The sequence below is a fragment of the Legionella anisa genome (assembly GCF_001467525.1).
Taxonomy (GTDB): domain Bacteria; phylum Pseudomonadota; class Gammaproteobacteria; order Legionellales; family Legionellaceae; genus Legionella; species Legionella anisa.
This window is the reverse complement of record NZ_LNXS01000001.1, coordinates 134291-161286: the sequence shown is the minus strand read 5'-3', so window position 1 is coordinate 161286 and position 26996 is coordinate 134291. Positions and strand designations below refer to the sequence as shown.

Genomic DNA, 26996 nt, shown 5'->3' with positions numbered 1-26996 from the left:
CAGACCCTAAAAATAAATCAAATTTTTAGAGTAGATTTAATTTGTTTTAGCTCCTGATCTAGATTGCCAATATTGCTCTTAAAGAAGGTAAAACTTGTTGCTTGATGAATCGCGATAAACCCTCTTTTATGATGAATGGCTTTAAGGAATTTTCCGATATCACTTTCTTCTTCATTGTCCTTTTTTAATTCCTCATCGATGTTTTCTTCAGATAAAGTAGCTATTCTATATTTATCATCAACAGACAACTCTTGGAAAGCGGTTTCAATTGCTTTCGTTTTCTTATGGGGATCAGAAGAGAAAAATCCAGCGCGATCCAAAATTCCTTTATTGATATCTTCAATAAATTCATTAATCTTCTGCAAACGCATAATTTCAGTGTTAACTTCTGCTAGCTCTGTATCCTTTTGGCTTGTAATTATTTTATTTCTCATCCTGATCGTATCTTCTTGATTTAAACGTAGTGCTCCAAGAGCGACTAATAAACCAGCTTTTATATCGAAACCAGGCAATTTAGGTTCTACTATAGGCAAGGGTGGTTTTGCATTGCGTAACTCTTCTTTAAGTTTTTTATTTTCGAGTCGTAACAATTCTAACTGAGAACGAAGCAGAGATACTTCGGACTGAACATCACTCGATGAAGTCTTGGCTTGTTTCTCTACTTCGGGAGATCTTTGTCGCAAAGACTCTAACCGAGATTTAAGCTGAGACACTTCAGATGTTACTTCACTCATGGGTTTAGTAGTTTGTTTCTCTGCTTCGAGTTGCTGATGCAATAACTCATTATCTTTTTGTAAGGCTGTTAATTGCTTTTGCAGTTCAAGAATAGTTTGTCCGTGTTTTTTTGCAGAACTTAGTTTGCTTTTTAACTCTTCAGTTTCCTTTTTGACAACCTGCAATTGCTCTTCCAACTGCACTAAAGCGGTATTTTTTTGTTGCGCATCCCTCCGAGTTTTTTCTATTTCTTTCTCTAGTTTCGTGATTGTCTCTGTTGAGGTGGATTCGACTGTTTTTAATCGCTCAAGTTCTAAGCGTTGTTGTTGAAGTTTTATATTCGTTTCAGAGGATTCACGTATTAGCGTTTCATATTTTTGCCGAACACTTTGTAGCTGTATATCGGACTCAGCTAAAGCAGACTCTTTTTGTTGTAAGGTATTTTTTGTCTTTTGTAATTCTTCTTTAGATAAAGCTAATTCGTTTTTTATCTTGTTTAAAGCGGCTTGCCATTGAGCTGCATAAGTATTGATAAGTTGCGTCAGCGTCATGGTTTTTATCGCTTCATTTTTTTCAGGATCGTTTCCCATAAGACTTTGTCTAAAATCACTGATATAGCGGGTGACTTTCACTGGGTTCCCTTCCGGAAAACCGAGTATTTTAAGGGCTTCAATCTGTTCGCTTTCTTGTTTTTGGACTTCTGAAAGAACTTCTTTTTTTATTTTATAACCGGCGTTGGCTACTCCAAAGCATTTTTGACATGTACCTAGGAATTGTTTTATTTGATCAAGAAGCTCTTCTGCTTTTCCTATTTTACCCTTTTTTAAAGTGACAATATCTTGTAAACATCGATTAATAGCGTTGTACAATGAGGCCCATTGTAAGTCTATTCCAGAGGTTGACGCTTGCTCTTTTCCTAATTGTTTTGCTGCAGCTTTAGAAGCCATCTCCTCTAAATCTAAAACGCTAAAAGGAGTTCGCATAAATTCAACCAGCTTAAGGATTGAATCCAGAAGATCATCTATTTTTTCAGCATACTTAGGCTTGAACATCGCCTTTTGATCTTCAGTAGAAATGCCTTTAAATATTAGAAGTTTTAATATGGTTACATGTTTTTGGGCTGGAGAACCTTCTAGACTGTCAAAAAATTTTTTTGGTGTAAATTCTTCTGGGATTAGTGGTTTTACAAAATCATGTACTGCTTGGATTTGTTCCTCACTTAATTCAACAATGGGTTTTCCTTTTAATACCATATGCTGACGTAAATATGCCCCTAACATGGCGGAAGCATCAATGGATGCTCTGTTTAATACAGGAATATGAAGTCGATCATCACCGCGTACACTTATAAAATTACGAATATTTTCTTCTACTTTTTGATAAGCGGAATTAGTATCCTTCCCTTTATTAGTTGCTGTTTTCGTAAAAAGAAACAGATACAAAAGAAGTTTTGACAAGAGATCCGCATCGCCATCGGTCCATTGTGATAGTTCATTTGCTTTTAAACTAGGCATAATAATTACAAACCTCAAAATAACAAAAGGACTGGATGCGCAGTATATAATGTAATCATATTGACTACAAATTATATTTTAAATTGGGATGAGATGTTAGGAAGGCCCTGAGTTAATAAAAGAAGAATCATCTGATTATTCTGATTGCCGAATGTTCGTAAATAGAATTAACGCTCTTTATTTTGATCTGTGTTTCTGGTCAAAAACTCAAGAATTCTTTTCATGTACCAAAATTCATTCTTTAATTTTAAATTGTTGTGTAAGAACTGTCGATTTTTATCCAAATTTAGGATAAAGTAGCGCACAAAAAGAAGAATGGGATAGTGCGGCATATGTTCAGAAAATTAAGGGGCGTGTTCTCCAATGATTTATCGATTGATTTGGGAACAGCTAATACATTGATTTATGTAAGAGATAAAGGGATTGTCCTAAACGAACCTTCCGTAGTTGCTTTACGTAATGAGTCAGGACAAAAACGTGTTGCGGCGGTGGGCCTCGAAGCGAAGCGAATGTTAGGAAGAACTCCGGGGAACATCAATGCCATTAGACCAATGAAAGATGGCGTGATTGCTGACTTTTTTGTTACTGAGAAAATGCTGCAACACTTCATACATAAAGTTCATGAAAATAAATTTTTACGACCAAGTCCACGTGTTTTGGTTTGTGTTCCTTGTGGTTCTACGCAAGTTGAGCGTCGGGCAATTCGTGAATCTGCAATGGGTGCTGGCGCTCGAGAAGTATTTCTTATTGAAGAACCTATGGCAGCGGCTTTAGGCTCGGGAATGCCAGTAGAAGAGGCCAGTGGCTCTATGGTAGTGGACATAGGTGGTGGTACCACTGAAGTTGCGATCATTTCCTTAAGCGGTATTGTGTATCACCAATCTGTTCGTATCGGTGGCGATAAGTTCGATGATGCTATTGTATCTTATGTACGTCGCAATTACGGCACGCTAATTGGTGAAACAACTGCAGAACGTATTAAACATGAAATTGGTTCTGCTTTCCCAAGTCGTGATTTATTTGAAATTGAAGTTCGTGGAAGAAACCTTGCTGAAGGTGTTCCTCGTAGTTTCATTCTGACGAGTGCGGAAATTTTAGAAGCACTTCAAGAGCCTTTATCAGGTATTGTTGGTGCTGTGAGGGCAGCTTTGGAGTTAGCTCCTCCTGAACTGGCAGCTGACATTGCTGAGCGTGGCATGGTTCTTACTGGAGGCGGTGCTTTATTGAAAAATATTGATACCTTGCTCATGGAAGAAACAGGCTTACCTGTATTAATTGCTGAAGATCCGCTGACCTGTGTGGCACGTGGTGGTGGTAAAGCTTTAGAAACCATGGATTTACGCGGTGGTGATTTCCTCTCAACAGAATAATAAACACAACAGATTATTTAGCCGGAGTGGGTACAGTTCTATGGGATTTGTACTTGCTCTTGCTTTTTCTGTTTTTCTAATGTTTTCTGATTATCATTATCGTTATTTAGATAATGTGCGTAGCGGTTTTTCTTTAGTGGTTGCTCCTTTGCAATATGCAGTAGATTATCCTGTCCGCGTCATTGGTTGGGTACAGTCATTGGTTAGTGCAAAAAAAGCTTTGATTGCAGAAAACATGCAATTGCGTTATCAGCAGACTATGCTGGAAGCAGAACTACAAAAACTCATTGTTATTCAAAAAGAAAACTTACAATTAAAAGAATTACTTCTTACCTCCTCACAAGCAAATACGAGTGCAATGGCCGCACAAATTCTTGCTGTGGATACCAGCAACTCTCGCCAGGTAGTTGTTTTAAATAAGGGAAAACGTGATGGAGCTTATGTAGGGCAGCCTGTTTTGGATGCAAAAGGAGTTATGGGGCAAATTGTCGATATAGGCCCTATAACCAGCACAGTTTTGCTTATTTCGGACTCAAAAAGTGCTGTACCTGTACGTAACAATCGCACAGGAGAGCGGGCGATTCTTGTTGGAACCAACGATATAGAGCAACTGTCCTTGATTAATTTACCAAAAACTTCGTCCATTCATCCTGGTGACGTGCTAGTCACCTCGGGTTTGGACAGACACTATCCTGAAGGTTACCCTGTAGGACTTGTGGAAGAAGTGAATAGTATTCCTGGTGAAGATTTTGTGAAAGTGAAAGTGAAACCCGTTGCACTCCTCAATCGTAACCGGTTGGTATTACTCATATGGTCCGATGCAGAGCAAGAGCAATTGAATGCACAAATTAATGAGCGTTTAAATGCCAAGGAGACTATGTGATAAAAAATCTTCGCGTACGTTTGTGCCTGGGTTTTATTGTGGCTCTTCTTTTATCTATATTACCCATGCCTGAGTTAATCTCAGTATTTCGTCCCCCTTGGATATTATTGCTTGTGCTTTATATCGAATATTTTTTACCAGGCAACTTCAGACTGACTACATTAATGTTTGTGGGATTATTATTGGATGTATTACTTGCGACAGTAATAGGAGAACATTCCTTTGCTTTGCTTTTAGTCACTTGGATTGCCTCCAGCAAATCAAGACGATTTCAATTTTTTTCTATGATGCAACAAATCTTTTTAATTGGATTCTTCTGTCTTTTATATCAATCGATTATTTCTTTAATTGCTGCTCTGCTCGGATTCAATTACAGCGTGTTTGCACCCGCAGCCAGCGCTTTGGTAGGTATGTTTATCTGGCCATGGATTCGCCTGCTTGGAGAAGGTACTTTGTTGAAACGTTTGGTTTATCGTTGAAAAGTGCAGAAATCCTAGCCTGGATTGAGATGAAGCATAACCCAGAATTTGTAGCCTGGTTGCTTGCAACAAGGCTACTTACTGGAAGTAAACTATATACCTGCTGAAGAACTTTGAGAAGGATAATAGCTTACTCCATTAGATACGGGTCCATTACTATTTTGTGGAGCAGGCATTAAGCCAAATACAGACAAGCCTTTTGCATGATGTGCAGGTTTTACTTTATCATCAAATGCTATAACCACGTCGCTTGCGATCTTATCGCCTTTAAGCCCGGCTTGTTTCCTCACAGCCTGCACGCATGATTCCAAATTACCAACTAACTTTAAAACATCTCCTAATGATGCATTTTGTTCTTCAAAGACAGTAACATATACTCGAGACTTCAAGTCTTTCACGTGCATATTGGGTGCAGGAAGAATTGTATCTTCGATAACAGTAGGTAATACAGGTGCTATTAAAGTATCAATAGCTGCAGACAAAGTTTCATCTGTATAATGTCTTCCTATATTGAACCAGGCCTCAATTTGCATAGCTTCTTTTCCAATGACATTATAAGCAAGAGAGTAAGGGGTTAAAGAATAGCCCTGACACTTCTTCGCATGTGTTTTTTCTTCCACCGCTTTTACTGAAGCAATGTTATTATAGCCTTGATTTTTTAAATGATCTCCAATCGCTTCTATTGTTGCATCATTACTATTTAAATAAACTCTTATTTTGTTATCATCAAGTTTAACAGTAACTTCTATAGTCATATATTTTCTCCGGTTTTTTTAAAAAATGGCTGAAATTTATAAATGCCTTTTAATGGACTTATTTATAAATATTCTTCCTAGTTGATTAAATGAGAAACAAATTGTATTTGTATATGCATAAAGTTACATCGGTGAAATTCACCTATTGACATTGATTTATAACTCTGAGAGCAAATTAATCGGAAGTTATTGATAATGAAGCGCGACAGAAGAGAGTGTCTTGCAGGTATTTAAATTTTATCTAACTTTGGAAAAGATACAGCAAGCATAACTGAGCTGCTTACAGCGAATCTTCTATACATCCCTGAAAAAAGGTTCAGCTCTATTTCTACGCCCCGCGGAAAAGCCGCAGGGCGTAGACAGAGATTTGATCAAGAGACAGCTACAAGCAGTTGCGCTACTAGGCTGTTTATTCGTACCGGGTGTTTCGCTGCACTGCACCCAGAATCTTTTTTAAACATTATCTAATTTCTTTTTTCCGAGTTATAGAATGATCATTGAAGGGGTGATGTATGACTCGATATTCACCAGGTTGTAAATTCTCTAATTTCCAGTTACCAATTTGATGTCGTACCAACCTTAAAGTGGGGAATCCAATTGCTGCAGTCATTTTTCGTACCTGATGGTTTTTTCCTTCTTTTAAAACTATTTCCAGCCAACTGGTAGGGATATTTTGGCGGAAACGAATTGGCGGATTACGCGGCCATAATTGGGGTTCATCAATAAGTCTGGCTTCTGCTGGCAAAAAGGTAATGTCTTTAAGAACCAAACCTTTTTTAAGAGGCTCTAAATCTGTTTCAGTAGGTATTCCTTCCACCTGTACCCAATAATACTTCTTTTTATTAAATTTGGGATGAGTTAGATGATGCTGCAAAGCGCCATTATTAGTTAATAATAACAATCCTTCACTGTTTTTATCCAATCGTCCTGCAGCATAAAAATCGGGTTTTTTAATAAAAGCAGCCAATGTGTGTTCGGGGTTCTCACCAGAGAATTGAGTGACGATCCCATAAGGTTTATTGAAAAGTATAATTTCTGGCATTAAATATGATATAAAAAAGAGTTTGAGTGCGCTTATAGTAGGAGCTTTCTACATGATGAGCAATTCCTCAATACAATTGATTGTTTTTGTAGGTCAATTCTTATACAATAACGCAAAAATTATACTTTATGGTGAAAATTTTTATGAAATCCACACTCTTAGTTTCACTTTTTTTCTGTCAGTTTGCATACGCGATGAATCATATTGTTATGGTTGGTGATGAGAAAGTAGAGATTAAGCACACAATAGGTAGAGGCAAAACCTATGTTCATGTGCATCATAATGAACAAACAGCTTTAAAAGCAGCACAGGCTGTGATTCAAAAAGATGGGGGGAGCCTTATTACTTTAGTACACTCCGGTGGTCGCAACATAGTATTTCATTTAAATAATCAGCGTTATGAGTTTGATCCGAACCGCATTTTTACAGATATTGGAATTAAAAAAACACTTTCGCAGTTTGGACCATATACTCCTCGGGCACATCAAGAAGTAAATAAGTTGGCACGTAAAATTAAACAGTTACTCCCCAAAGGTAAAGTAGTTGCTGTTCATAACAATTCAACCTACTCACTTAAAGATTATTTGCCAGGAAAATCGTTAGAAAATGATGCTCAGGCAATTCATATGGTTCCTGATAATTATTTTCGTAATTTTTATCTCGTTACCAAAATCAATGATTTTCTTCGTTTAAAAAGCCAAGGTTATAATGGCGTTTTACAAAAACCTTCTGCAACAGATGATGGATCATTATCTGTTTATTTGGCAAAAAGTGATTATATCAATGTTGAAGCAGGATACGATCAACTAATTGAGCAAATTAAAATGTTGCAACATTCATAACACGCATCAAAACGTGATTAATTAAATGGAAATGGTACTTGGGATTCCAAGTTATCACATGCTATCATTGCCTTCTCTCTAATTTTGCGGAGTTGTCAATGACATACGATAAAATCAAAGTGCCTGCACATGGTGAAGCGATTACAGTTAGTGCTGATCTATCACTTCGTGTACCCAATAATCCCATTATCCCTTTTATTGAAGGAGATGGCATTGGTGTAGATGTAACACCTCCTATGATTCAAGTTGTTGATGCTGCAGTTGCAAAAGCATATGGCGATAAGAGAAAAATCGCCTGGATGGAAGTTTATGCAGGTGAAAAAGCAACTAAAGTTTATGGTTCTGATCAATGGTTACCTAAAGAAACTTTAGACGCACTGAAAAAATATGTTGTTTCGATTAAAGGCCCATTGACGACTCCTGTTGGCGGTGGAATTCGTTCACTTAATGTTGCAATTCGTCAAGAACTGGATCTCTATACTTGCTTACGTCCAATTCGTTATTTCACTGGCGTTCCAAGCCCCCTTAAAGAACCCGAGAAAACGGATATGGTTATTTTCAGGGAAAACTCTGAAGATATTTATGCGGGCATTGAATGGCAAGCGGATACTCCTGAAGCCAAGAAAGTGATTGAGTTCTTGATGAAAGATATGGGTGTTAAAAAGATCCGTTTTCCTGAGCATTGCGGTATAGGAGTTAAACCAGTTTCCAAAGAAGGAACTACACGTTTAGTCAGAGCAGCAATCCAATATGCAATTGATAATGACCGACACACGGTAACTTTGGTCCATAAGGGCAATATTATGAAATTTACCGAGGGTGCATTTAAAGATTGGGGCTATCAAGTTGCACGTGATTTTTTTGACGCCAAAGAATATGAAGGCGGCCCCTGGATGGAAATCAAGAATCCTAAAACAGGTAAGCGAATCATCATTAATGATGTAATTGCGGATGCGTTTCTGCAACAAATTCTTTTAAGACCGGAAGATTACAGCGTAATTGCCACACTTAATTTAAATGGCGACTACATTTCTGATGCTTTGGCAGCCCAAGTAGGTGGTATCGGTATTGCTCCAGGTGCAAATTTAAGTGATAAAGTTGCTGTATTTGAAGCAACACATGGAACAGCACCAAAATATGCGGGCAAGAATAAGGTAAATCCTGGGTCCATTATCCTTTCCGCCGAAATGATGTTACGCCATATGGGATGGACTGAAGCAGCTGATTTAATTATCAAAGGCATGCAAGGTGCTATAGCAGCCAAAACTGTAACTTATGATTTTGAGCGTGGTATGACCGGTGCAACTTTGGTGAGTAGCTCCGGTTTTGGAGATGAAGTAATTAAGCAGATGTAACGTGCATGGGATAAGTATAACCTGAGGGATGTGAGTGCAATTCGGAGAGATGAATACATTCTCTCCGAGTTCAGATTGTTTCCATTACGTTACAATTTATACCATTTATGATTTCCATCGTTAATGAATGCTATCTAATCAATATGTTTTTGATTATTTCAAAGGCTAATTTTTTCATTAAAATTAGCTGATTTTACTGGCCAAAAGTGCGTAGGGAGTCTATAAAAATAATATAGAGGTTGTATGTTATGAGTGGGCAGAATCTAGAGGAAATTATAAGGCCTAAAGTAGCTGAGCCGGAGCAGAGCACCGAGATCAGAGTGCCTAGAAAGTACAAAGTAGTGTTGCTCAATGACGATTATACACCTATGGATTTTGTAGTTGATGTACTGAAGCATTTTTTTCATCTTAGTGAAGAAATTGCCATTCAGGTGATGTTACAGGTTCATATTCAAGGAAAAGGCGTGTGTGGGGTATTTACGCGAGATATAGCAGAAACAAAAGTAGCGCTGGTAAATGAATACGCCAGAATGAATCAGCACCCATTGCTATCTAGCATGGAACCCGAGTAACTTGCTATGGGCTGAAGAGGAGCAACGACAATGTTAAATAAAGAACTTGAATTCACCTTGAATCTAGCTTTCAAGGAAGCAAAAGAAAAACGTCATGAATTTATGACCGTTGAGCATTTATTGTTGTCATTGCTTGATAACCCAGCAGCTGGAAGTGTATTACAAGCATGTGATGCAAATATTGAAGCATTACGTCGGGATTTAATTGAATTTATCGATGAAACTACTCCTAGAATCCCTGAAGATGAATTAGATAGAGAAACTCAACCTACACTTGGTTTTCAACGTGTATTACAACGTGCTGTGTTTCATGTGCAATCTGCGGGAAAAACCGAGGTTACTGGTGCTAATGTTCTAGCAGCTATTTTTAGTGAGCAAGAAAGCCAGGCCGTTTATTTCTTACGCAGAGAAAATATTACACGTCTTGATGTGATTAATTATATTTCTCATGGTGTTTCTAAGTATCAAAATAATGATATGCATGAGAACATGAACTCTATGGAAGATGATATGGGCTCATCAGAAGGTAATGAGTCTCCTCTCGAAAGTTATTGCACAAACCTCAACCGACGTGCGAAACAAGGAAAAATTGATCCTTTAATCGGACGTCATGAAGAAGTACAACGTACAATTCAGGTACTGTGCCGACGCAGGAAAAATAATCCATTGCTTGTTGGCGAAGCAGGTGTAGGTAAAACCGCAATCGCTGAGGGCTTAGCTCGACGCATTGTAGATGGTGAAATACCGGATGCAATCCGTGATTGTATCGTCTATTCACTTGATTTAGGTGCTTTGCTTGCTGGAACAAAATATCGGGGTGATTTTGAAAAACGATTAAAAGCTGTATTAAAGCAGTTAGGACAACAGGAAGGGGCAGTACTGTTTATTGATGAAATTCATACAATTATTGGTGCTGGAGCAGCCTCAGGCGGTGTCATGGATGCATCCAATTTAATTAAACCACTGCTGGCAAATGGTGAGTTAAAATGTATTGGCTCTACAACGTATCAGGAATACCGAGGTATTTTTGAAAAAGACAGAGCTTTAGCAAGACGTTTCCAAAAAATTGATATTCCAGAGCCTACAGTCGACGAAACTTTTGAAATATTGAAAGGACTAAAAGGTCGATTAGAAGAGCATCATGGGGTGAAATTCACGATTCCTGCGTTAAAAGCAGCTTCTGAATTATCTGCAAAATACATTAACGACCGATTTTTACCGGATAAAGCAATTGATGTTGTTGATGAAGCGGGCGCTTATCAGAATTTATTAACAGCAAGCAAGCGTAAAAAAATAATAAGTGTAACGGAGATTGAGAGCGTCGTAGCAAAAATTGCTCGTATACCGATTAAAAAAGTATCAGCACGTGATAAAGATACCTTGCGTAATTTAGAGCGTGATTTGAAGCTTTTAGTCTATGGACAAGATCAAGCGATCACTGCATTAGCTTCTGCGATTAAATTAGGTCGTTCCGGACTTAGAGATCCTCAAAAACCTGTAGGTTGTTTCTTGTTTGCTGGACCAACAGGTGTAGGAAAAACAGAGGTAACTCGACAATTGGCTAATGTTTTAGGCATAGAACTATTACGTTTTGATATGTCTGAATACATGGAAAAACATACTGTTTCACGTTTAATTGGTGCTCCTCCAGGATATGTTGGTTATGATCAAGGGGGATTGTTGACTGAAGCCGTAACTAAAAATCCTCATGCAGTACTGTTGCTTGATGAAATCGAAAAAGCGCACCCAGATGTATTTAATTTGCTGCTACAGATTATGGACCATGGAACTTTAACTGATACTAACGGACGTCAAGCAGATTTTAGACACATTATTCTGGTTATGACCTCTAATGCGGGGGCAGGAGAATTGGTGCGAAACTCCATGGGCTTCTCAATGCAAGACAATAGTAATGATGGGCTTGAAGTAATTAAGAAACAATTTAGCCCTGAGTTTAGAAACAGACTTGATGCAATCATTAATTTTGCTCCATTGGATGCAGTGACGATTGGCTTAGTCGTTGATAAATTCATTATGGAACTGGATGAGCAATTAAGTCATAAAGGTGTTACCTTTAACGTCGATAAAATGGCTCGTGAATGGCTTATTGAACATGGTTATGACAAGGTGATGGGGGCTCGTCCAATGGCCAGATTGATTCAAGAGAATGTAAAAAAACCTCTGGCTGATGAACTTTTATTTGGTAAGTTGATGCATGGTGGTCATGTAACCTTAAAAGTTAAAGATGGTAAGTTACACTTTGATAGTCATGATCATCGAGAGGGTGTTTTTTAAATGACGTTGAGTGTAATAATAATAACCAAAAATGAAGAGAAGAATATTAGAAGATGTCTCGAATCTGTTCGATTTGCTGATGAAATAATAGTATTGGACTCGGGAAGTAGCGATAAAACGGTTGTTATTGCCAAAGAATATACGGAGCATGTTTTTTCAACAGACTGGCCAGGCTATGGTGCTCAAAAACAAAGGGCATTATCAAAAGCTCAAGGAGAGTGGGTGTTGAATCTTGATGCTGATGAGTCAGTCAGTGAAGAGTTGCAGCGAGAAATCATTGAAGCCATGGCATCCGATTCCGCAGATGCCTTTAGAATTGCAATTCAAATGTACTTCTATGATCAACCCTTAAAATACTCCTCCAGCCCTAAGCGCCATGCTCGACTTTTTAAGCGTGCAAATGCATATTTCAGTAATGATATTGTGCATGAAAAAATCGTTCTTCCTGAAGGAACACGTATTGGTAAAATCAAAAATACGATTATGCACCATTCATTTAAAGACGTCAGTCACGTACTCTATAAAATGAACAAATATTCGTCTTATAGTGCAAAAACATATATCTTAAATAAGCGAAAACCCAGCTTTATCAAAACATTGGCAAGTACTTCCTGGATGTTTTTTAGATGTTATGTCTTGCAACGTGGCTTTCTGGATGGCAGAATAGGTTTTTTATTTGCAGTGTTTAATGCACAAGGAACTTTCTATCGTGGTATTAAGCAGTTGTATCAAGACAGTAACCTGGAACAATTGCCTTCTTTGGCAAAAAGCACAGAGGAATTAATTTGAACCTGAGCTTCCTAGAAGAAAAAATCGAAAAAATTCACTTACTCATACCAATTCTTCTTGTGTTATTGGTATTTTTTATTCCTATAAGTCCTAGTATCAAGTCAATATTAACTGTACTTAGTTTGTTAGCTATAGGATTTACCCCTTCATACCGACAATATCTGCTTTATGCGTTTAATACCTTATGGGCCCGAGCTGCGATTGCTTTATTTCTTTATGTTCTTATCGCTTGTATATGGTCAAAAGCCCCATTCAAATTGGAATACAATATTATCAATAAATATTCTAAGCTAATTTTTTTACCAATTTTTGCTGTGGGTTTTATTAAACCTCAAGCAAGAACATGGGCTTTGAATGGTTATATATTGTCCATGCTATTCACGAGTGTTCTTTCAATACTGAAAATTAACAATCTATTCATAAATGATTTATTTCATTCCCTGGATCCTGGAGAAGTATTTTATAATCATATTGTTACTGGGATCATGATTGCTTTGGGAGTTTATTTTGCTGGAATTTTGCTGATCCAAGCGAATGCAGACAAGTGGTTGCGATCTTTATATTTATCCATGATTGTATTAGGAAGCTATCAAATATTTTTTATCAATTCCGGACGGGCAGGTTACATCATTTATGGTGTATTAATGTGTTTGCTGATCGTGCAAAAATTTCCTCTTAGAAAGGCTTTAATAGGACTTATACTATTTACGAGTGTAAGTGGTTTAGGTTTTATGCTGAGCCCAGTCATGCAAGATGGCGCTTACTCCCTGGTGAATGATCTTAGGCTCTTAAAATACAATCAAACAGATACTTCTTTAGGTTTTAGATATCAATTTCATCGATATGCAAAATCTTTATTTAAAAGACATCCAATTTTAGGAGTAGGGACAGGAGGGTTTCAGTATAACTTTATTATAGATCAACCAGTTCCTTCCTGGGGGCATAAGCTTAACGAGCCTCATGGCCAATATTGGCTGACCCTTGCAGAATTTGGTTTGATAGGAATGGCTCTGTTTCTGTTTTTCATAGGTACATTGTTTATTACTGCATTGAAGCTTAAAGAAATGAAACCGTTTTTATTGGGCATGCTGGTTTCTTTTTGTATGTTATGTTTCTCAGATACTATATTTTGTTATTCAGCAATAGGATATTTGTTAATTCTTTTCAGTGCCTTATGTTTTGGCGAATTAATTGAAAAAAAGGGAATAGCTTACAAAAAATTGATTAAAGATAAATTTGAACTCAACGTAAATTTTTCACTCGTATTCTGGGTGAGGGTACATAAACCTGAGGAATCATCACCTTCATTATCTTTTGCTTCTAGGTCCCGCGAACAAGTAGCGGAGATAGTAAGCAAGTAAAGTATTTGTTGAATAATGGTTCAATACGTCAAGATCTCTAATCAAAAAAGTATATTGTAGCCTGGGTGCAGCGCAGCAAAACCCGAGTTTTACTGGATATGCTTAATCCCGGGTTCCGCTGCGCTGCACCCAGGCTACAATGCAATGTGAAAACTTCCTCCGTGACCTGCTACATTGCCTTGTAGCCTTGGCTTGCTTAATCCAACAATTGCACCGGCCAAAAATGATAAAAATGATGCACCGGCCCATTTCCTAGGCCAATACGTTCTTCCTTTGCAGCCTTTATGGCATTGAACACATAATTTTTTGCAATGCTACATGCTTTGACTAGATCAATTTTTTGGGCAAGACAAGCCGTTATCGCTGCAGAAAGAGTGCATCCAGTTCCGTGGGTATTTTGTGAATTAATTCTTGGATTTGAAAACCAATGAGTATCTCCATTTGCTCCTATTAATAAGTCATTTGACTCTAATGACTGCAGATGTCCCCCTTTGAGTAAAACGTATTTTGGTCCAAAATCAAGCAATTTTTGACCAATGCCCTTCATTTCTTTTTCAGATGAAGCATATATTCCAGTAAAAGTAGATGCCTCAGGAAGGTTAGGGGTAATCAGGGTAGCAAGCGGCATAAGTTCTGTTATCAAAGAATTTACAGCTTCGGGTAATAATAAAGGATCGCCACTTTTAGCGACGGTTACTGGATCAATGACAATAGGAATATCTACCGCTTTTCTCTTAAGAAATGAAGAGACTAATTCAATGATCTCGCTGTTGAAGAGCATGCCTATTTTGATACTGTCCGGTTTAATGTCATCGAAAATAGCATTGAGTTGATCTTCTATAGCTTGCAATGGAATACTGTAACAGCTTTTTACACCGCAAGTGTTTTGTATAGGTAATGCTGTAAGTACGGTCATTCCATAACAACCCAATGCGGAGAATGACTTTAGGTCTGCTTGGATTCCAGCTCCGCCAGAGCCATCAAATCCTGCTATAGATAAGGCTTTGTAGCGCATTTAACACTCTCTCGCAACAGTTAGTGACATTACAATCCGCTCAGTCAGATCAGAAAGATTATTGATAAGTATTTAATGTGGCAGGTGCTTTTATTTGCTTATGAGTCAATAGGTCTCATTGACTAAAACAAGTAGTTTGCTAAAGTACACATTGAAAAATATTAGAGCTTACCACGCCGCAATTTTCTCCTCTGGCCGCAAAGAACATTCTTCTGAAATGGAACCATCATTACAGACAACGTATCCAGTTATGGTGTAAGTAGAAACAACTCCACCTTTCCATAAGCAGCAACCTCGAAACAGATTTAAATCCATCACAGCATGCGGCGTGCAATAACACGTCGAGTAAAAACCATTTTTACACACAAGTCGGCCTGCTGATGAGTCACAGTAGCTCACACCACCCATTTGACTACAACAACCGGAAATAAAAAATTGGGTTCCTCCTCCGGCGTATACAGGTGAAATAAGAAGACTTAATATACTAATACAAAAAAGAGTTTTAAGTGACTGCATCCTGATTTCTCGAATTATTTTTTTGTTTTTAGAATAGCATAGGCTCTGTTTACATTTCTACTATCTTGGCCAAACTGCCCTGATTTTCTGCTCCTATGCTCCTAAATTATTAGATGAAAATGTAATTATCTGTACGTAATTAGGATAAAGGGAAAATAAATAACTGGTAACCAGCCCGGCTAAAAGGCCAAATAAATGAGCCTCCCATGAGACGCCTTTATCTTTAGGAAAAATCCCCAAGAAGATACCGGCAAAATAATAAAGAGAAATGATACCCAGGATTATGGTAGTTAATGTACCTGTTTGATAGATATTACTCACTAAAAACCCCCAATAACCAGTAATTACACCACTAGCGCCTATGTGCAAGCCATATTGGGCAAAGCACCAAATAGCAATTCCACTTAAAACGGTAATCATTATGGTAACAACGATATAGTAGGCAAGCCCGTTAATTAAAATGAAATTACTTAAAACCACTAAAGGGATCGAGTTAAAAAATATATGGTTGAAATTATCGTGTAAAAGCGGGGCAAATAAAATGCCGGGCAAGCCTTTGATGCGTCTTGGGATAATACCTAACAATAATATTTTTTTAAAAAATATGCTTACAAAAAAGAAAAGCCAGGGAATTAATAAAATAATTTCTAAAATGGGAATGTTATTTTTTGTTTGACTAATAATCCAGTTTAAACTGTAAGTCAGTTCTTCAAGCATTTTTTACTCGTGTATTTGAGTGACTTCACAAGTTAAATTACCTTGCGCCAATCTCACATTGATTGTCTCGCCAATAGTTACTTGTTGGCTCGAAAACAACACCATACTATTTTTCGTTGCAATAGCATATCCTCTATCCAGTGTAGCTAAGGGACTGACCGCATGCAAGGTAGACAATTGTGTTCTCAATTGATATTTGAGCTGATTGATCTTATTTTGCATATGATGGGTTAATTGCGTTGAAATTTTTTGTAAGAGTATTTGTGTTTGCTTGATTTGTGTTTTAGGATTTTGAGCATTCAAATGGTTGATGCACAGATGAAGTTGATGGTTTTTTTGTTTGATGATGTAGTCCATGCGAGCAATCAATTGCCGCTCAAGGTAATCGGTACTTTGCCAGTAACTGGCAATCGCCTTTTGTGGTGAAGATATTTTCTCGATTAAGTGCTGTAATTTGATTTGGTACTTTTGCAAAAAACGGTACATTGCTTCATGCATACGTGAGATGGAGTGATTTAATAATTTGAGCAATTCATTACAATCAGGAGTCACCGCAGTAGCAGCTGCTGTGGGTGTTTCTGCCCTGTAATCCGCTACAAAGTCGGCAATTGTAAAATCTGTTTCGTGTCCCACGCCTGATACGATAGGGATTGTGCTGTTTGCAATATCGCGTGCTAATTGTTCATCATTAAATGCCCATAAATCTTCAATACTTCCTCCACCGCGAGCAAGCAGAAGTACATCACATCGGTTCTCTGAGTTTGCACGTTTTAATGCCTTAATCAGTTGTTGTGCTGCTGAAGAACCTTGAACCTCACTTGGATAGATGAGGACATCAGCTAAAGGAAATCGTCGAGCAAGAGTGGATAATATATCGCGAATTGCAGCACCAGTGGTTGAAGTAATCACTCCAATGGCACGAGGCATGACGGGAATTGGTCTTTTTTTTATTGAATCAAATAAACCTTCGGCAGCCAGTTTGTTTTTTAACTCTTCAAAACGCTGATAGAGCGCCCCTAGACCCGCTTCGGTAATTTGTTCTACGATTAATTGATAATCGCCACGAGCTTCATACAGACTTAATCTTCCGCTGGCGACTATATGTTGCCCATCGCAAAGTTTATATGCAAGGGCGCTGGTATGGCGATTTTTAAAATAAACACAGCGAATTTGAGCATGAGTATCTTTCAAGGTAAAATAAAAATGCCCAGAGACCGGCTTACTCAAATTAGAGAGTTCTCCTTCGACATGGATCGTACCCAGTTCATTTTCAAGATAGCTTTTAACCTGTCGATTAAGTTGGCTGACAGTAAGAATTGCGTTCTTTTTTTCTATGATCAATTGTGATTGTCCCCATACAATGACATACCAGATTAGGGTTGTTCCCTAAATTTTAAATATAAACGTTTGTAGGGTTGTTTACATTTCGCTAGCTTGAGTCAAAATCAAACGGTTTTGACCAAGATAGTAGAAATGTAAACAGACCCTATCTCACACGAAGAGTATCAAAATTAATAACTTACTTATAGAGATAAAAGAATTTCACTTCATCACTAAGCTCATCTTGGCAAACCTTCGCAGAATAAGCTATGATCCCCGCTTTAAAATAATAAATAAAAATAAAATGAACTTATTCCGAAATAGAAAATTAAATGTTTTCAGCTCATTTTTGTTTTTACTCATAACCATGAGTGTAGCTGGTTGTGTCGACCTATCAGGCGGCAGGGCTTCAGAGAAAAGACCAATACCTAAAACAGCTCAATCTGCGACCCAGAATGCATCGAAAAAAGCAGCGAAGACAGTGAAAGTAAGCAAGTCGCAGCCCTATCATGGTGAAGTGCATACTATGTTAGGTGGATTAGGGGTTTTTAGCACGGGGATGAGAACACTTAGTGACACTGTTGAAGAAGAGTGTAATGTAGCAGCACCCAGTGACATGTGGTACAACGCGGGTAATGTGACTCGTAAAATTGTTGCTTATTATCAGAACCATAAACAGCATAGGCCCATTATTTTAGTGGGACATTCTTTAGGTGCTAATGAGCAAATCAAGGTTGCGCGTAATTTGAATAAAGCAGGTATTTCTGTGGACTTATTGGTTACTGTTGATGCTGTATCTCAAACTGTTGTGCCTCCTAACGTGAAACACGCAATGAACTTTTATAAATCTGGGTATGTGCCCATGTTTAGTGGTTTGAAGCTCAGGGCTGTAAATCCGGGGCAAACTCGTATTGACAACATTAATGTTGCTGCGATAAAAGGCGTTACGGTGAATCATTTCACGATTGATAAAGAGCCTGTTGTACAAGCAATGATAATGGAAGAAGTAAAAAAGGTGTTGAGTAATGCAAATAAAGCAAAAGGGTAAAGAAAATTTTCCTCGTGTCTGCGTTATCGGAGCAGGTCCAAGCGGACTTGCTGCAATTAAAAATCTACAAGAGCAGGGTGTCACGGATATCACTGTATTTGAAAAAAATAATCAGATCGGTGGGAATTGGGTATATGACGAGAAAAACAATCATTCCAGTGTGTATGAAACGACCCATATTATCAGTTCAAAGCGTTGGTCGGAGTTTGAAGACTTTCCTATGCCAAAGAATTATCCTGATTATCCATCACATACTTTGGTATTAGATTATTTTAGAAGCTATGCAAATCATTTTGATTTAACTAAATACATCCGCTTTAATACCACTGTTTTACACGTCAAGCATACTGATCAACATCAATGGAAAGTCATTTTTGAAAATAATCAGGGTACCCATGAAGAGTATTTTGATTATTTATTGGTTGCTAATGGCCATCATTGGGATCCTTTTATGCCTGAATACCCAGGTGAGTTCTCTGGTAAGCTGCTTCACTCACATCAATATAAAAAAGCTTCTGAGTTTAAGGGGCAACGTGTTTTGGTAGTTGGAGGCGGCAACTCTGCGTGTGATATTGCTGTAGAGGTGGCACGTATTTCTCCAAGAACCTGCATCAGTATGCGCAGAGGTTATCATATTTTTCCTAAATTTGTATTTGGCAAGCCGACTGATGATGCGGTGGCAAAAATCAGGTGGATGCCTTCTTGGTTAAGGCAGAAGGTTTTGAGTTTTTTTGCTCGAATTCTTCAAGGTAGATATTCCAAATATAAATTAATGAAACCAGATTGTGGTCCTTTAGAAATTCATCCAACGATTAACACAGAACTGCTTTATTTTATTCGTCATGGTGAAATTTTTCCGCGCCCGGGAATTACTCATTTTGAAGGAAATCGTGTCTATTTTACCCACGGCAAGTCGGAAGAGTTTGATACAGTGATTTTTGCTACGGGTTATAAAATAAGTTTCCCGTTTATTGACAAGCAAATTGCTGACTTCAGTAATTCAACAAAGATACCACTTTATCGAAAAATGATGCATCCAGACTACGATAATCTATATTTTATTGGTTTGTGCCAGCCTCAAGGATGTATTTGGCCGCTTGCTGATTATCAATCAAAAATAGCTGCTCGCATCATTATGGGAACTTTAAAACGACCTGATAAATTGCATGAAAAAGCTCATGAGGAAATGAATAAGCCTCATTATCGATTTAAATCGCATACACGACATGCTGTAGAGGTTGATTATCATAAATTCCGTCGAGAATTATTGGATATGTTGGAAGCTTAATTACATAATCGTAGCCTGGGTGCAGCGCAGCAGAACCTGGAATCGATGTGTTCATTCATATTCTGAAACCCCGTATTCCGCTGCGCTGCACCCAGGCTACATTTGTACTAGCTCAGGTCTTTCGTGTGAGGTTTACTCTGATCAATTACCTACATTTTAATTCCTGGATTCCTGACGTTTCATGAGCGCAGCCATTAATTTTTCAATATTGGTTACATGCGGGTTTTCTTGTAAAATCATTGCCTTGGTACGTTCCTCACAATATCCTTTTACTTCTTTATCTGGAAAAATATAGAATTTCTTTTGTTCCACTTCATGAACAATATGTTCCGCTATATCTAGGGCAGGGCGTGAATGTGATAAAAGAGATTGCAACACTTCATGAAAGGACGAATTGACGTTGGTAGTATGAGATAAAAGAGATGTATCAGTAAAAGAAGGAAAAACTACGGAGACATCTACTGGTTTTTTCATGCGTGCCAGATCAAAAAACAATGATTCAGACAAGGCGAGTACTGCATGTTTTGACATGGCATAAGGAGCAGTTTGGGAACCCGTACATAACGAATATAAGCTCGCTATATTGATAATATGCGAATGAAAAGTTTGTTGGAATAAAAAAGGAATAAAAGCCTGGATGATATGAATCATTCCATGTAAATTAACCTCCATGACTTTTTGGATGTGTTCGGAACTCAAGTCCCAAAGGGGGGCTAATTGACCTATAATGCCTGCATTATTATAGATCCAATCAATACGCCCTAATTTATTTTCAACGAGCTGTGTCAATTGTGCTACGTCAGTAGGTTGTGTTATATCACAAGAAATTTCTAGAATTTTTTCTGGGAACAGGGTCAATAATCGTTCGGCTTCCTGCTTCAGTTTCATTTCATCTTTATCTACCATAACTACAATGTTGCCGCGTTGTAAATTGATTTCGCTTAATGCTAAGCCAATCCCATTCGCAGCTCCGGTGATTACAGCTACTTTCATTTTCATTCCTTTTGCTATAATTTTATAAATCTTCTAAACATAAGGGTGTTATTTTGAAAAACGGCGACGAAATACCAGAGCCTTATGAGTATCCTGATGAGCCTGACGAATATCCAACAGAACCAGTACCTTATGAGCCTGATGATCCTGGTTCTCCTGAGCCTGAGCCATCGCAACCCTCTGAGCCAAATTGGGAGTAGTTACGTAGCTGGGTGAAGCGCAGCGTAACCCGGGGTCGAAAGGTTCATTCATATCCAGAAACCCGGGTTACGGCTTGCGCCTCCACCCAGGCTACAAAATACGATTACATTTGTGCTACTCTCCAGTTATAAGCTGATCTAGAGCTTTTCCTATATCTTTGGCTCTCATTAGACTTTCTCCTATGAGAAAAGTATTAATTCCATGAGATTGCATCAAATTTATATCTGAATATGTATTAATGCCACTTTCAGTAATGGCTATTTTATCTTGTGGGATATATTGTTTTAACTGGATACTGAGTTGAATGTCTGTCTTAAAAGTATGAAGACTGCGATTATTAATGCCAATTAAAGGTGTGGGTAACCGTAAGGCGCGATCCAGTTCTTCTTTGCTATGGCTTTCCACAAGTACCGCCATTTCCAGCTCCTGCGCTAATTGACAGAACTCTGCTAACTGCACATCATCAAGTAAAGCGACAATAAGTAAGATACAGTCTGCACCTAATGCTAGGCTTTCATGAATTTGATAAGTGTCAAGAATAAAGTCTTTTCGGAGTACAGGTAATTTACAATGTGATTTTGCTTGGGCTATATAATCAGGGTGACCTTGAAAAAAATCTACATCAGTAAGCACTGAAAGGCAGCGTGCACCATGTTCCCCATAGCTTGTAGCGATCTCGTTCACATTGAAATCTTCTCGAATCAATCCTTTGCTTGGAGAGGCGCGTTTAATTTCTGCAATAATTGCTGGTGTTTCCTTAGATTGCAGAGCGGCAACAAAATCACGTCGCTCCATAAGGGGTTGTTGTATTAATACATTTAAGGGTTTATTTTTCTTTGCAAGAGCAACTTCTTCCTGCTTACGTTGAGCGATACGTTGTAACATACTATTCATGATGCGATTCTTTATTTAAAGTTTGGGTTAGTTGACTAAGTTGAGTAAAACAATGGCTGGCTTTACCATTATCTATAACGATTTTGGCCTGCTCTAATGCGTGTAGAAAAGAAATCTCTCCATGCGCGCAGTATATTGCTGCAGCAGAATTCAATAAAACCATATCGCGTGCCGCACCTTGTTTTCCAGAAAACACTGCTTGAATCAATTCTAAACTTTGGGCTGGCGAATCAACAATAACTTCATTTAACGTGTGATGTTTGATCTTATAGTCTTCTGGATTAATTATCCAGTGATTAAAAGTTCCTTCTCGATACTCAATGACGTCTGTAGGCGCTGCAACACTGATCTCATCTAAACCATCTTGGGAACTTACTACCAAGGCTCTTTCACTTCCTAAATGAGCAAGAACTGCAGCTAATGGTTTTTGCCAAGCTGTTGAAAATACACCAACAACTTGCTTTTTTACTCGGGCAGGATTAATTAAGGGGCCAAGTAGATTGAACAAGGTTCGAATGCCAAGTTGTTGTCGTGCCGAGCGTGCGTGTTGCATCGCGGGATGGTAGTGGGGGGCAAATAAAAATGCCAAGCCACATTGTTGAATGCACGTTTTTATTTGCTGATCGGATAGGTTTAATATAAAGCCTGCTTGTTCTAATAAGTCGGCACTACCGCTACTGCTTGAGACAGAACGATTGCCATGTTTTGCCACCGGGTATCCTGCTGCAGCTACTACAAAACTACATGCCGTTGAGACATTAAATGTATTTTTACCGTCACCTCCTGTTCCAACAATATCAATTAGGTTAGGACCTAATTCTATTGGATGGGCTAATTGCTGCATTACTTCAGCTGCAGCAATTAATTCATCGGTTGTTTCCCCTTTCATACGCATGAGCGCTAAAAAAGTCGCGATTTGTACATCATTATATTGACCTGACATACACGCATGAATGACGGTTTTCATTTGCTCTGGATCTAAATTTTTTTTCGCGATGAGATGCTCAAACAGAAGATTGGGTTTCATATTTTAAGAAATTCTCTAATAATTGCAGTCCATATTGGCTTAATATTGCTTCTGGATGAAATTGTAGACCAAAAACAGGATAATGACGATGCGAAATTGCCATAATTGTATCATACACCCATGCATCAATAGAAAAACATTCTGGAAGAGTGTTTTTATCTACTGCTAAGGAATGATAACGAGTTGCTTTGAAATAATTTGGAATATTTTTAAAAATTCCTTGTTGATTATGTTCTATGATTGACGTTTTTCCATGCATGATTTCCGGAGCAGGAATTATTCGACCGCCAAAGACTTGAGCGATGCTTTGGTGTCCCAGACAAACGCCTAATATAGGAATGGTGCGGTAAAACGTACGAATAGCCTCCATAGAAATACCTGCATCTTGAGGGGCTTTGGGCCCTGGTGAAATGACCAAGTATTTAGGAGCAAGTTTTTTTATTTGGTTCACACTGATTTGGTCATGGGTGTAAACACATACCTCCTGATTGAGGCATTGGAAATATTGTACCAAGTTGTAGGTAAATGAGTCATAATTGTCAATAATAAGTAACATGTTAAATCAAAATATTGGTTGATGATGTAGCCTGGGTGCAGCGCAGCGAAACCCGGGAATTATGTATCCGAGTTAGTTAACCCCGGGTTTCGCTGCGCTGCACCCAGGCTACAGAAGGTACTCAACCTACAATTTTATTTTATAAAGTGAATTCCTCACCTAAATAAACAGCTCTTACCTGTTGATTGGCCAGTATAATATTCGGGGTTCCTTCGCACAATATTTTTCCTTGGCTGACAATATAGGCCCGTTCGCATATATCTAGGGTTTCTCTTACATTATGATCAGTAATTAAAACACCAATGCCTTTATTACATAAATGTTGGATGATTTTTTTGATATCAATGACCGAAATAGGGTCGACCCCGGCAAAAGGTTCATCAAGAAGGATAAAAGATGGCTCTATTGCAAGTGCTCTTGCAATCTCAACACGTCGTCTTTCTCCCCCGGATAAGGACATACCCAGACTTTTATGAAGATGTGAAATATGAAATTCTTGAAGCAACAAATCCAGTTTTTCTTCTCGGGCTTGTTCATTTAGATCAGGCCTAAGTTCTAGGATGGCCATGATATTTTCCGCCACAGTGAGTTTACGAAAAACAGAGGCTTCTTGGGGAAGATAGCTGATCCCTAAGCGTGCTCTTTGATGCATGGCATATGTTGTTATATCCTGGTTGGACAGGAAGATTTGACCCTCATCGCATGATTGCAAACCAACGATCATATAAAAACAGGTTGTTTTTCCTGCCCCATTAGGTCCTAACAGACCAACACACTCACCTTTTTTAATATGGATACTGATGCCATTAACTACAGTTCGCGATTTAAACGATTTTTTTAGATTTCGCGCTTCCAGGATGCTCATGATGGTTTCTTTTCTGGATGATAAATAATAGTTATTCGTTTACTGCCATTACCTTGAGACAAAACATGTTGTTTTTCAGTATCATAGCTTATTTTTGCAGCAGAAAAAGAGTTTTCTCCTTGTTCTACTCGAGCATTTCCTAGTAGTTCAATTAAATGACGCAGTGGATAATAACGAATGGTGTCTGCATAGGCATGTACTGGCGGTTTGTTGGGATCGGTTATTGTCCAATAATGTGCTTGTTTCTCAGGAGTTCCAGTGGCTATAGCGACTTCAAGTTGATTTTTTTTATTCCCTAGAGTCACTGCTTTAGCGGCTTGCAGATTTGTTGTACCTTGTACCAATTCAACATTGCCAGTATAAATCCCTTTATGCTCCTGTTGACTGAGATCCGCTGAGTCTGCCATTACATGCATTACTTTTTCTTTATCTTCTGTAAGCGCGTATGCAAAAGAAGTAAATATTAAAAGAAAGAACAGACTGTAGTTAACCATGCGCTGGAACATAACTTCCTCTTGCCTGGTGGAGTAACTCTACTCTTTTTTCATCGAGATAAGCATTCATTCCAGTCGATTGAATAATATTACCTGGTTGCTCGTATGTAACAAGCACATCGGAACTTGCCTTCTTTTCCTTAGGGTAGTAGGTTACTTCTTCTGTTTTTAACGTACTTTCTTGTGAGTTATTCCCCTTTTTTTGGCGCACAACAACATTACCTGTAAAGGTTATTTGTTTTCCACCTTCAAACGATTTGGCTTTTATTGAGCTAATATCCCAGGGTGGTTGCTCTTCCTGACTTACTACAATATGTGGATTTTGAAATAAATAGACATTATCTCTTTGAATATGTTGCATAAAGGGGGAGGTGAGTTGATTGGCAAGCAGTCCTTTTTGATTAAACTGACGTACTGTAACGTTAGAAATCGTGGTATCTACTGAATTCGCCAAGGTTTCACTATCCAGGCGAATTAATGTTCTTGAGTGGCTGTAATACCATCCTGAGCATGCGAGGAGAATTAAAGTAAAAAAAAGCCACATGAATTGTTTTGTTGCGTTCATTATTTTAGATAACCTGCTATTGCCAAATTCATTTTATTTTGTGCATTAAGAATAAGGTCGCATAACTCGCGTACTGCTCCACGACCACCTGATAGGGACGTTTGCCACATGGCAATTTCTTTAATTGGGTACACTGCATTGGCAACTGCAACGCTAAGACCGACTTGCTGCATAATTGGAGCGTCAGGAATATCATCACCAATATAAGCAAAATGCTCATCCTGAAGATTTAATTTATTTTTCAGCTGCTTGTATGTCTCCTGTTTATCCAACTGATCTTTATAATAATGAATAATACCTAATTGGTGCATCCTGTGATCCACTACAGCATTGCGCGAGCCAGTAATAACGGCTACTTCAATTCCAGCAGCCATGAGTAATTTTAAACCTACTCCATCGTGAATGTGGAATGTTTTCAATTCATTAAAATGATTATCAATATACAAGAGGCCATCAGTAAGAACCCCATCCAAATCACAGATAAGACATTTAATATTTTTGGCTCGTTCAATTAATTTATTCATTTAAAAAACACCTGCTTTTAATAAATCATGAAGATGAAGAACAGCTTCCGGACGTTTTTCTTCATCGATGACAATTAATGAAGTGATACAGTGTTTTTGCATAATAGCTAAAGCTTCGGCAGCAAGCATTCCCTTAGGAATTGTACGGGCATTACGCGTCATGACTTCTTTTATTGGAGTCGTATTAATATCATACTGACGTGTCAGAGTCCGTCGAACATCTCCATCTGTATAGATTCCAACAAGATACCCTTTATGATCGATAACGCAGGTCATGCCCAATTTTTTATCCGTTACTTCAATGAGTGCTTCACTCACTGTTGCATTTTCATGCACAAGCGGAAGTTGTCCTCCCTGATGACAGAGATCGTCAATGCGCAGTAAAAGTCGTTTACCTAAAGACCCTCCAGGATGCGACAAAGCAAAGTCTTCCTCACTAAATCCCCTGGCCTGTAACAGTGCAATCGCCAGTGCATCCCCCATAACTAAGGCAACGGTAGTACTGGTTGTTGGCGCAAGACCAAGTGGACATGCTTCCTGTTTGATACTGACATCTAAATTAACATCAGCTGCTTTCGCTAAAGTCGATTCAGAGTTTCCAGTTAAGGTAATCAGAGGAACTTCCAATCGCTTTAATAAAGGAAGTAAAGTGACTAATTCTAACGTGTTGCCCGAGTGAGAAATAGCAATTACGGTATCCTGTCGGGTAATCATTCCCAGATCTCCGTGACTTGCTTCACCTGGATGCATAAAAAATGAGGGACTGCCTGTACTTGATAAGGTAGCAGCAATTTTGTTCGCTATATGACCTGATTTTCCCATACCCGTTACGACGATCCTTCCTGGGCAGGCAAGCAACAATTCACAGGCTTTTTCAAATCGGTTATCGATTCGCTGGGTTAATTCAAAGACAGCTTGTGCTTCAGTTTCAATAACAGCAAGTCCAAGTGTGCAGAAATTCATAGGCTATTGGATGTTTTTTGTTTATTTTTCATTTTAACA

General features: G+C 38.3%; 28 protein-coding genes. 12 read left to right on the top strand and 16 right to left on the bottom strand.

Features of this window, described 5'->3' with window-relative positions; genetic code table 11:
• Positions 1–17 precede the first annotated feature (17 nt).
• On the bottom strand, positions 18–2228 hold the full coding sequence (locus tag Lani_RS00705; RefSeq protein WP_019235058.1) for a coiled-coil domain-containing protein: 2211 nt from the start codon (positions 2226–2228) through the stop codon (positions 18–20).
• A 332-nt stretch (positions 2229–2560) separates the two neighbouring features.
• Here Lani_RS00705 and Lani_RS00700 point away from each other — a divergent pair, with 332 nt between their 5' ends.
• Genes Lani_RS00700 through mreD form a run of 3 tightly spaced genes read left to right on the top strand, consistent with a single transcriptional unit; the run spans position 2561 to position 4960 of the window.
• Entirely contained in the window at positions 2561–3598 is a 1038-nt protein-coding gene (locus tag Lani_RS00700; RefSeq protein ID WP_003636696.1) for a rod shape-determining protein, read from the top strand.
• Positions 3576–4481, top strand: coding sequence for a rod shape-determining protein MreC (gene mreC / locus Lani_RS00695; RefSeq protein ID WP_040523240.1), 906 nt, complete (start codon positions 3576–3578; stop codon positions 4479–4481). Before Lani_RS00700 ends, mreC begins: the two co-directional genes overlap by 23 nt.
• Positions 4481–4960, top strand: coding sequence for a rod shape-determining protein MreD (gene mreD, locus Lani_RS00690; protein WP_040523242.1), 480 nt, complete (start codon positions 4481–4483; stop codon positions 4958–4960). The genes mreC and mreD overlap by 1 nt, the downstream gene beginning before the upstream one ends.
• A gap of 92 nt (positions 4961–5052) precedes the next feature.
• Here the strand turns inward: mreD and Lani_RS00685 are convergent, their stop codons facing one another.
• Positions 5053–5715, bottom strand: a complete 663-nt coding sequence (locus tag Lani_RS00685; protein WP_019235062.1) for a hypothetical protein — start codon at positions 5713–5715, stop codon at positions 5053–5055.
• 460 nt (positions 5716–6175) lie between these two features.
• Complete coding sequence (locus Lani_RS00680; RefSeq protein ID WP_019235063.1) at positions 6176–6757, bottom strand: pseudouridine synthase; 582 nt, start codon at positions 6755–6757, stop codon at positions 6176–6178.
• 143 nt (positions 6758–6900) lie between these two features.
• On the opposite strand from Lani_RS00680, the gene Lani_RS00675 reads away from it, so the two are divergent.
• From Lani_RS00675 to Lani_RS00650, 6 genes are all read left to right on the top strand, one after another.
• Positions 6901–7599, top strand: a complete 699-nt coding sequence (locus tag Lani_RS00675) for a hypothetical protein (RefSeq protein ID WP_019235064.1) — start codon at positions 6901–6903, stop codon at positions 7597–7599.
• A gap of 98 nt (positions 7600–7697) precedes the next feature.
• Positions 7698–8954 carry an NADP-dependent isocitrate dehydrogenase gene (gene icd, locus Lani_RS00670; protein ID WP_019235065.1) on the top strand — a complete coding sequence of 419 codons (1257 nt, stop codon included), beginning with the start codon at positions 7698–7700 and terminating at the stop codon, positions 8952–8954.
• 248 nt (positions 8955–9202) lie between these two features.
• Positions 9203–9526, top strand: a complete 324-nt coding sequence (gene clpS, locus Lani_RS00665) for an ATP-dependent Clp protease adapter ClpS (protein WP_019235066.1) — start codon at positions 9203–9205, stop codon at positions 9524–9526.
• 30 nt (positions 9527–9556) lie between these two features.
• On the top strand, positions 9557–11821 hold the full coding sequence (clpA, locus tag Lani_RS00660) for an ATP-dependent Clp protease ATP-binding subunit ClpA (RefSeq protein ID WP_019235067.1): 2265 nt from the start codon (positions 9557–9559) through the stop codon (positions 11819–11821).
• Complete coding sequence (locus Lani_RS00655; protein ID WP_019235068.1) at positions 11822–12610, top strand: glycosyltransferase family 2 protein; 789 nt, start codon at positions 11822–11824, stop codon at positions 12608–12610.
• The gene (locus Lani_RS00650; protein WP_019235069.1) at positions 12607–13971 is read left to right on the top strand and encodes an O-antigen ligase family protein; all 1365 of its coding nucleotides are present in this window, start codon (positions 12607–12609) and stop codon (positions 13969–13971) included. The genes Lani_RS00655 and Lani_RS00650 overlap by 4 nt, the downstream gene beginning before the upstream one ends.
• A gap of 196 nt (positions 13972–14167) precedes the next feature.
• Here the strand turns inward: Lani_RS00650 and thiD are convergent, their stop codons facing one another.
• The 4 genes from thiD to xseA all read right to left on the bottom strand — a co-directional run bounded on the left by thiD (position 14168) and on the right by xseA (position 17560).
• Positions 14168–14986 (bottom strand): bifunctional hydroxymethylpyrimidine kinase/phosphomethylpyrimidine kinase, encoded by an 819-nt coding sequence (gene thiD, locus Lani_RS00645; RefSeq protein WP_019235070.1) that lies wholly within the window; start codon positions 14984–14986, stop codon positions 14168–14170.
• Positions 14987–15154: 168 nt separating this feature from the next.
• A complete protein-coding gene (locus Lani_RS19615; RefSeq protein ID WP_081595199.1) occupies positions 15155–15502 on the bottom strand; it encodes a neurogenic locus notch in 348 nt (115 codons plus the stop codon).
• A 93-nt stretch (positions 15503–15595) separates the two neighbouring features.
• Complete coding sequence (locus Lani_RS00640) at positions 15596–16219, bottom strand: rhomboid family intramembrane serine protease (protein ID WP_019235071.1); 624 nt, start codon at positions 16217–16219, stop codon at positions 15596–15598.
• A gap of 3 nt (positions 16220–16222) precedes the next feature.
• Positions 16223–17560, bottom strand: a complete 1338-nt coding sequence (gene xseA / locus Lani_RS00635) for an exodeoxyribonuclease VII large subunit (protein WP_019235072.1) — start codon at positions 17558–17560, stop codon at positions 16223–16225.
• A 283-nt stretch (positions 17561–17843) separates the two neighbouring features.
• On the opposite strand from xseA, the gene Lani_RS00630 reads away from it, so the two are divergent.
• Both Lani_RS00630 and Lani_RS00625 read left to right on the top strand, forming a co-directional pair.
• On the top strand, positions 17844–18587 hold the full coding sequence (locus tag Lani_RS00630) for a hypothetical protein (RefSeq protein WP_019235073.1): 744 nt from the start codon (positions 17844–17846) through the stop codon (positions 18585–18587).
• Entirely contained in the window at positions 18565–19875 is a 1311-nt protein-coding gene (locus tag Lani_RS00625) for a flavin-containing monooxygenase (protein WP_019235074.1), read from the top strand. The genes Lani_RS00630 and Lani_RS00625 overlap by 23 nt, the downstream gene beginning before the upstream one ends.
• Positions 19876–20031: 156 nt before the next feature.
• On the opposite strand, the gene Lani_RS00620 is transcribed toward Lani_RS00625, so the two are convergent.
• Positions 20032–20868, bottom strand: a complete 837-nt coding sequence (locus Lani_RS00620) for an SDR family NAD(P)-dependent oxidoreductase (protein ID WP_019235075.1) — start codon at positions 20866–20868, stop codon at positions 20032–20034.
• 53 nt (positions 20869–20921) lie between these two features.
• Here Lani_RS00620 and Lani_RS20435 point away from each other — a divergent pair, with 53 nt between their 5' ends.
• Positions 20922–21068, top strand: a complete 147-nt coding sequence (locus tag Lani_RS20435) for a hypothetical protein (protein WP_019235076.1) — start codon at positions 20922–20924, stop codon at positions 21066–21068.
• A gap of 115 nt (positions 21069–21183) precedes the next feature.
• Here the strand turns inward: Lani_RS20435 and trpC are convergent, their stop codons facing one another.
• From trpC to Lani_RS00580, 8 genes are all read right to left on the bottom strand, one after another.
• On the bottom strand, positions 21184–21963 hold the full coding sequence (gene trpC, locus Lani_RS00615) for an indole-3-glycerol phosphate synthase TrpC (protein ID WP_019235077.1): 780 nt from the start codon (positions 21961–21963) through the stop codon (positions 21184–21186).
• Complete coding sequence (gene trpD, locus Lani_RS00610; protein WP_019235078.1) at positions 21956–22990, bottom strand: anthranilate phosphoribosyltransferase; 1035 nt, start codon at positions 22988–22990, stop codon at positions 21956–21958. The genes trpC and trpD overlap by 8 nt, the downstream gene beginning before the upstream one ends.
• The gene (locus Lani_RS00605; protein ID WP_019235079.1) at positions 22968–23546 is read right to left on the bottom strand and encodes an anthranilate synthase component II; all 579 of its coding nucleotides are present in this window, start codon (positions 23544–23546) and stop codon (positions 22968–22970) included. The genes trpD and Lani_RS00605 overlap by 23 nt, the downstream gene beginning before the upstream one ends.
• A gap of 139 nt (positions 23547–23685) precedes the next feature.
• Complete coding sequence (gene lptB / locus Lani_RS00600; RefSeq protein WP_019235080.1) at positions 23686–24411, bottom strand: LPS export ABC transporter ATP-binding protein; 726 nt, start codon at positions 24409–24411, stop codon at positions 23686–23688.
• The gene (gene lptA / locus Lani_RS00595) at positions 24408–24917 is read right to left on the bottom strand and encodes a lipopolysaccharide transport periplasmic protein LptA (protein WP_040523229.1); all 510 of its coding nucleotides are present in this window, start codon (positions 24915–24917) and stop codon (positions 24408–24410) included. The genes lptB and lptA overlap by 4 nt, the downstream gene beginning before the upstream one ends.
• The gene (gene lptC, locus Lani_RS00590; RefSeq protein ID WP_019235082.1) at positions 24898–25470 is read right to left on the bottom strand and encodes an LPS export ABC transporter periplasmic protein LptC; all 573 of its coding nucleotides are present in this window, start codon (positions 25468–25470) and stop codon (positions 24898–24900) included. The genes lptA and lptC overlap by 20 nt, the downstream gene beginning before the upstream one ends.
• The gene (locus tag Lani_RS00585) at positions 25470–25994 is read right to left on the bottom strand and encodes a KdsC family phosphatase (protein WP_019235083.1); all 525 of its coding nucleotides are present in this window, start codon (positions 25992–25994) and stop codon (positions 25470–25472) included. Before Lani_RS00585 ends, lptC begins: the two co-directional genes overlap by 1 nt.
• Entirely contained in the window at positions 25995–26957 is a 963-nt protein-coding gene (locus Lani_RS00580) for a KpsF/GutQ family sugar-phosphate isomerase (protein WP_019235084.1), read from the bottom strand. It lies immediately after the preceding gene.
• Between the last annotated feature and the right edge of the window lie 39 nt (positions 26958–26996).

Bases quoted from the DNA above. Each gene is read 5' to 3' on its own strand.
- Lani_RS00705 (WP_019235058.1), bottom strand. From the start codon at position 2,228: ATGCCTAGTTTAAAAGCAAATGAACTATCACAATGGACCGATGGCGAT.
- Lani_RS00700 (WP_003636696.1), top strand. From the start codon at position 2,561: ATGTTCAGAAAATTAAGGGGCGTGTTCTCCAATGATTTATCGATTGAT.
- Lani_RS00685 (WP_019235062.1), bottom strand. From the start codon at position 5,715: ATGACTATAGAAGTTACTGTTAAACTTGATGATAACAAAATAAGAGTT.
- Lani_RS00680 (WP_019235063.1), bottom strand. From the start codon at position 6,757: ATGCCAGAAATTATACTTTTCAATAAACCTTATGGGATCGTCACTCAA.
- Lani_RS00675 (WP_019235064.1), top strand. From the start codon at position 6,901: ATGAAATCCACACTCTTAGTTTCACTTTTTTTCTGTCAGTTTGCATAC.
- icd (WP_019235065.1), top strand. From the start codon at position 7,698: ATGACATACGATAAAATCAAAGTGCCTGCACATGGTGAAGCGATTACA.
- clpS (WP_019235066.1), top strand. From the start codon at position 9,203: ATGAGTGGGCAGAATCTAGAGGAAATTATAAGGCCTAAAGTAGCTGAG.
- clpA (WP_019235067.1), top strand. From the start codon at position 9,557: ATGTTAAATAAAGAACTTGAATTCACCTTGAATCTAGCTTTCAAGGAA.
- Lani_RS00655 (WP_019235068.1), top strand. From the start codon at position 11,822: ATGACGTTGAGTGTAATAATAATAACCAAAAATGAAGAGAAGAATATT.
- thiD (WP_019235070.1), bottom strand. From the start codon at position 14,986: ATGCGCTACAAAGCCTTATCTATAGCAGGATTTGATGGCTCTGGCGGA.
- Lani_RS19615 (WP_081595199.1), bottom strand. From the start codon at position 15,502: ATGCAGTCACTTAAAACTCTTTTTTGTATTAGTATATTAAGTCTTCTT.
- Lani_RS00640 (WP_019235071.1), bottom strand. From the start codon at position 16,219: ATGCTTGAAGAACTGACTTACAGTTTAAACTGGATTATTAGTCAAACA.
- Lani_RS00630 (WP_019235073.1), top strand. From the start codon at position 17,844: ATGAACTTATTCCGAAATAGAAAATTAAATGTTTTCAGCTCATTTTTG.
- Lani_RS00625 (WP_019235074.1), top strand. From the start codon at position 18,565: ATGCAAATAAAGCAAAAGGGTAAAGAAAATTTTCCTCGTGTCTGCGTT.
- Lani_RS00620 (WP_019235075.1), bottom strand. From the start codon at position 20,868: ATGAAAGTAGCTGTAATCACCGGAGCTGCGAATGGGATTGGCTTAGCA.
- trpC (WP_019235077.1), bottom strand. From the start codon at position 21,963: ATGAATAGTATGTTACAACGTATCGCTCAACGTAAGCAGGAAGAAGTT.
- trpD (WP_019235078.1), bottom strand. From the start codon at position 22,990: ATGAAACCCAATCTTCTGTTTGAGCATCTCATCGCGAAAAAAAATTTA.
- Lani_RS00605 (WP_019235079.1), bottom strand. From the start codon at position 23,546: ATGTTACTTATTATTGACAATTATGACTCATTTACCTACAACTTGGTA.
- lptB (WP_019235080.1), bottom strand. From the start codon at position 24,411: ATGAGCATCCTGGAAGCGCGAAATCTAAAAAAATCGTTTAAATCGCGA.
- lptA (WP_040523229.1), bottom strand. From the start codon at position 24,917: ATGTTCCAGCGCATGGTTAACTACAGTCTGTTCTTTCTTTTAATATTT.
- lptC (WP_019235082.1), bottom strand. From the start codon at position 25,470: ATGAACGCAACAAAACAATTCATGTGGCTTTTTTTTACTTTAATTCTC.
- Lani_RS00585 (WP_019235083.1), bottom strand. From the start codon at position 25,994: ATGAATAAATTAATTGAACGAGCCAAAAATATTAAATGTCTTATCTGT.
- Lani_RS00580 (WP_019235084.1), bottom strand. From the start codon at position 26,957: ATGAATTTCTGCACACTTGGACTTGCTGTTATTGAAACTGAAGCACAA.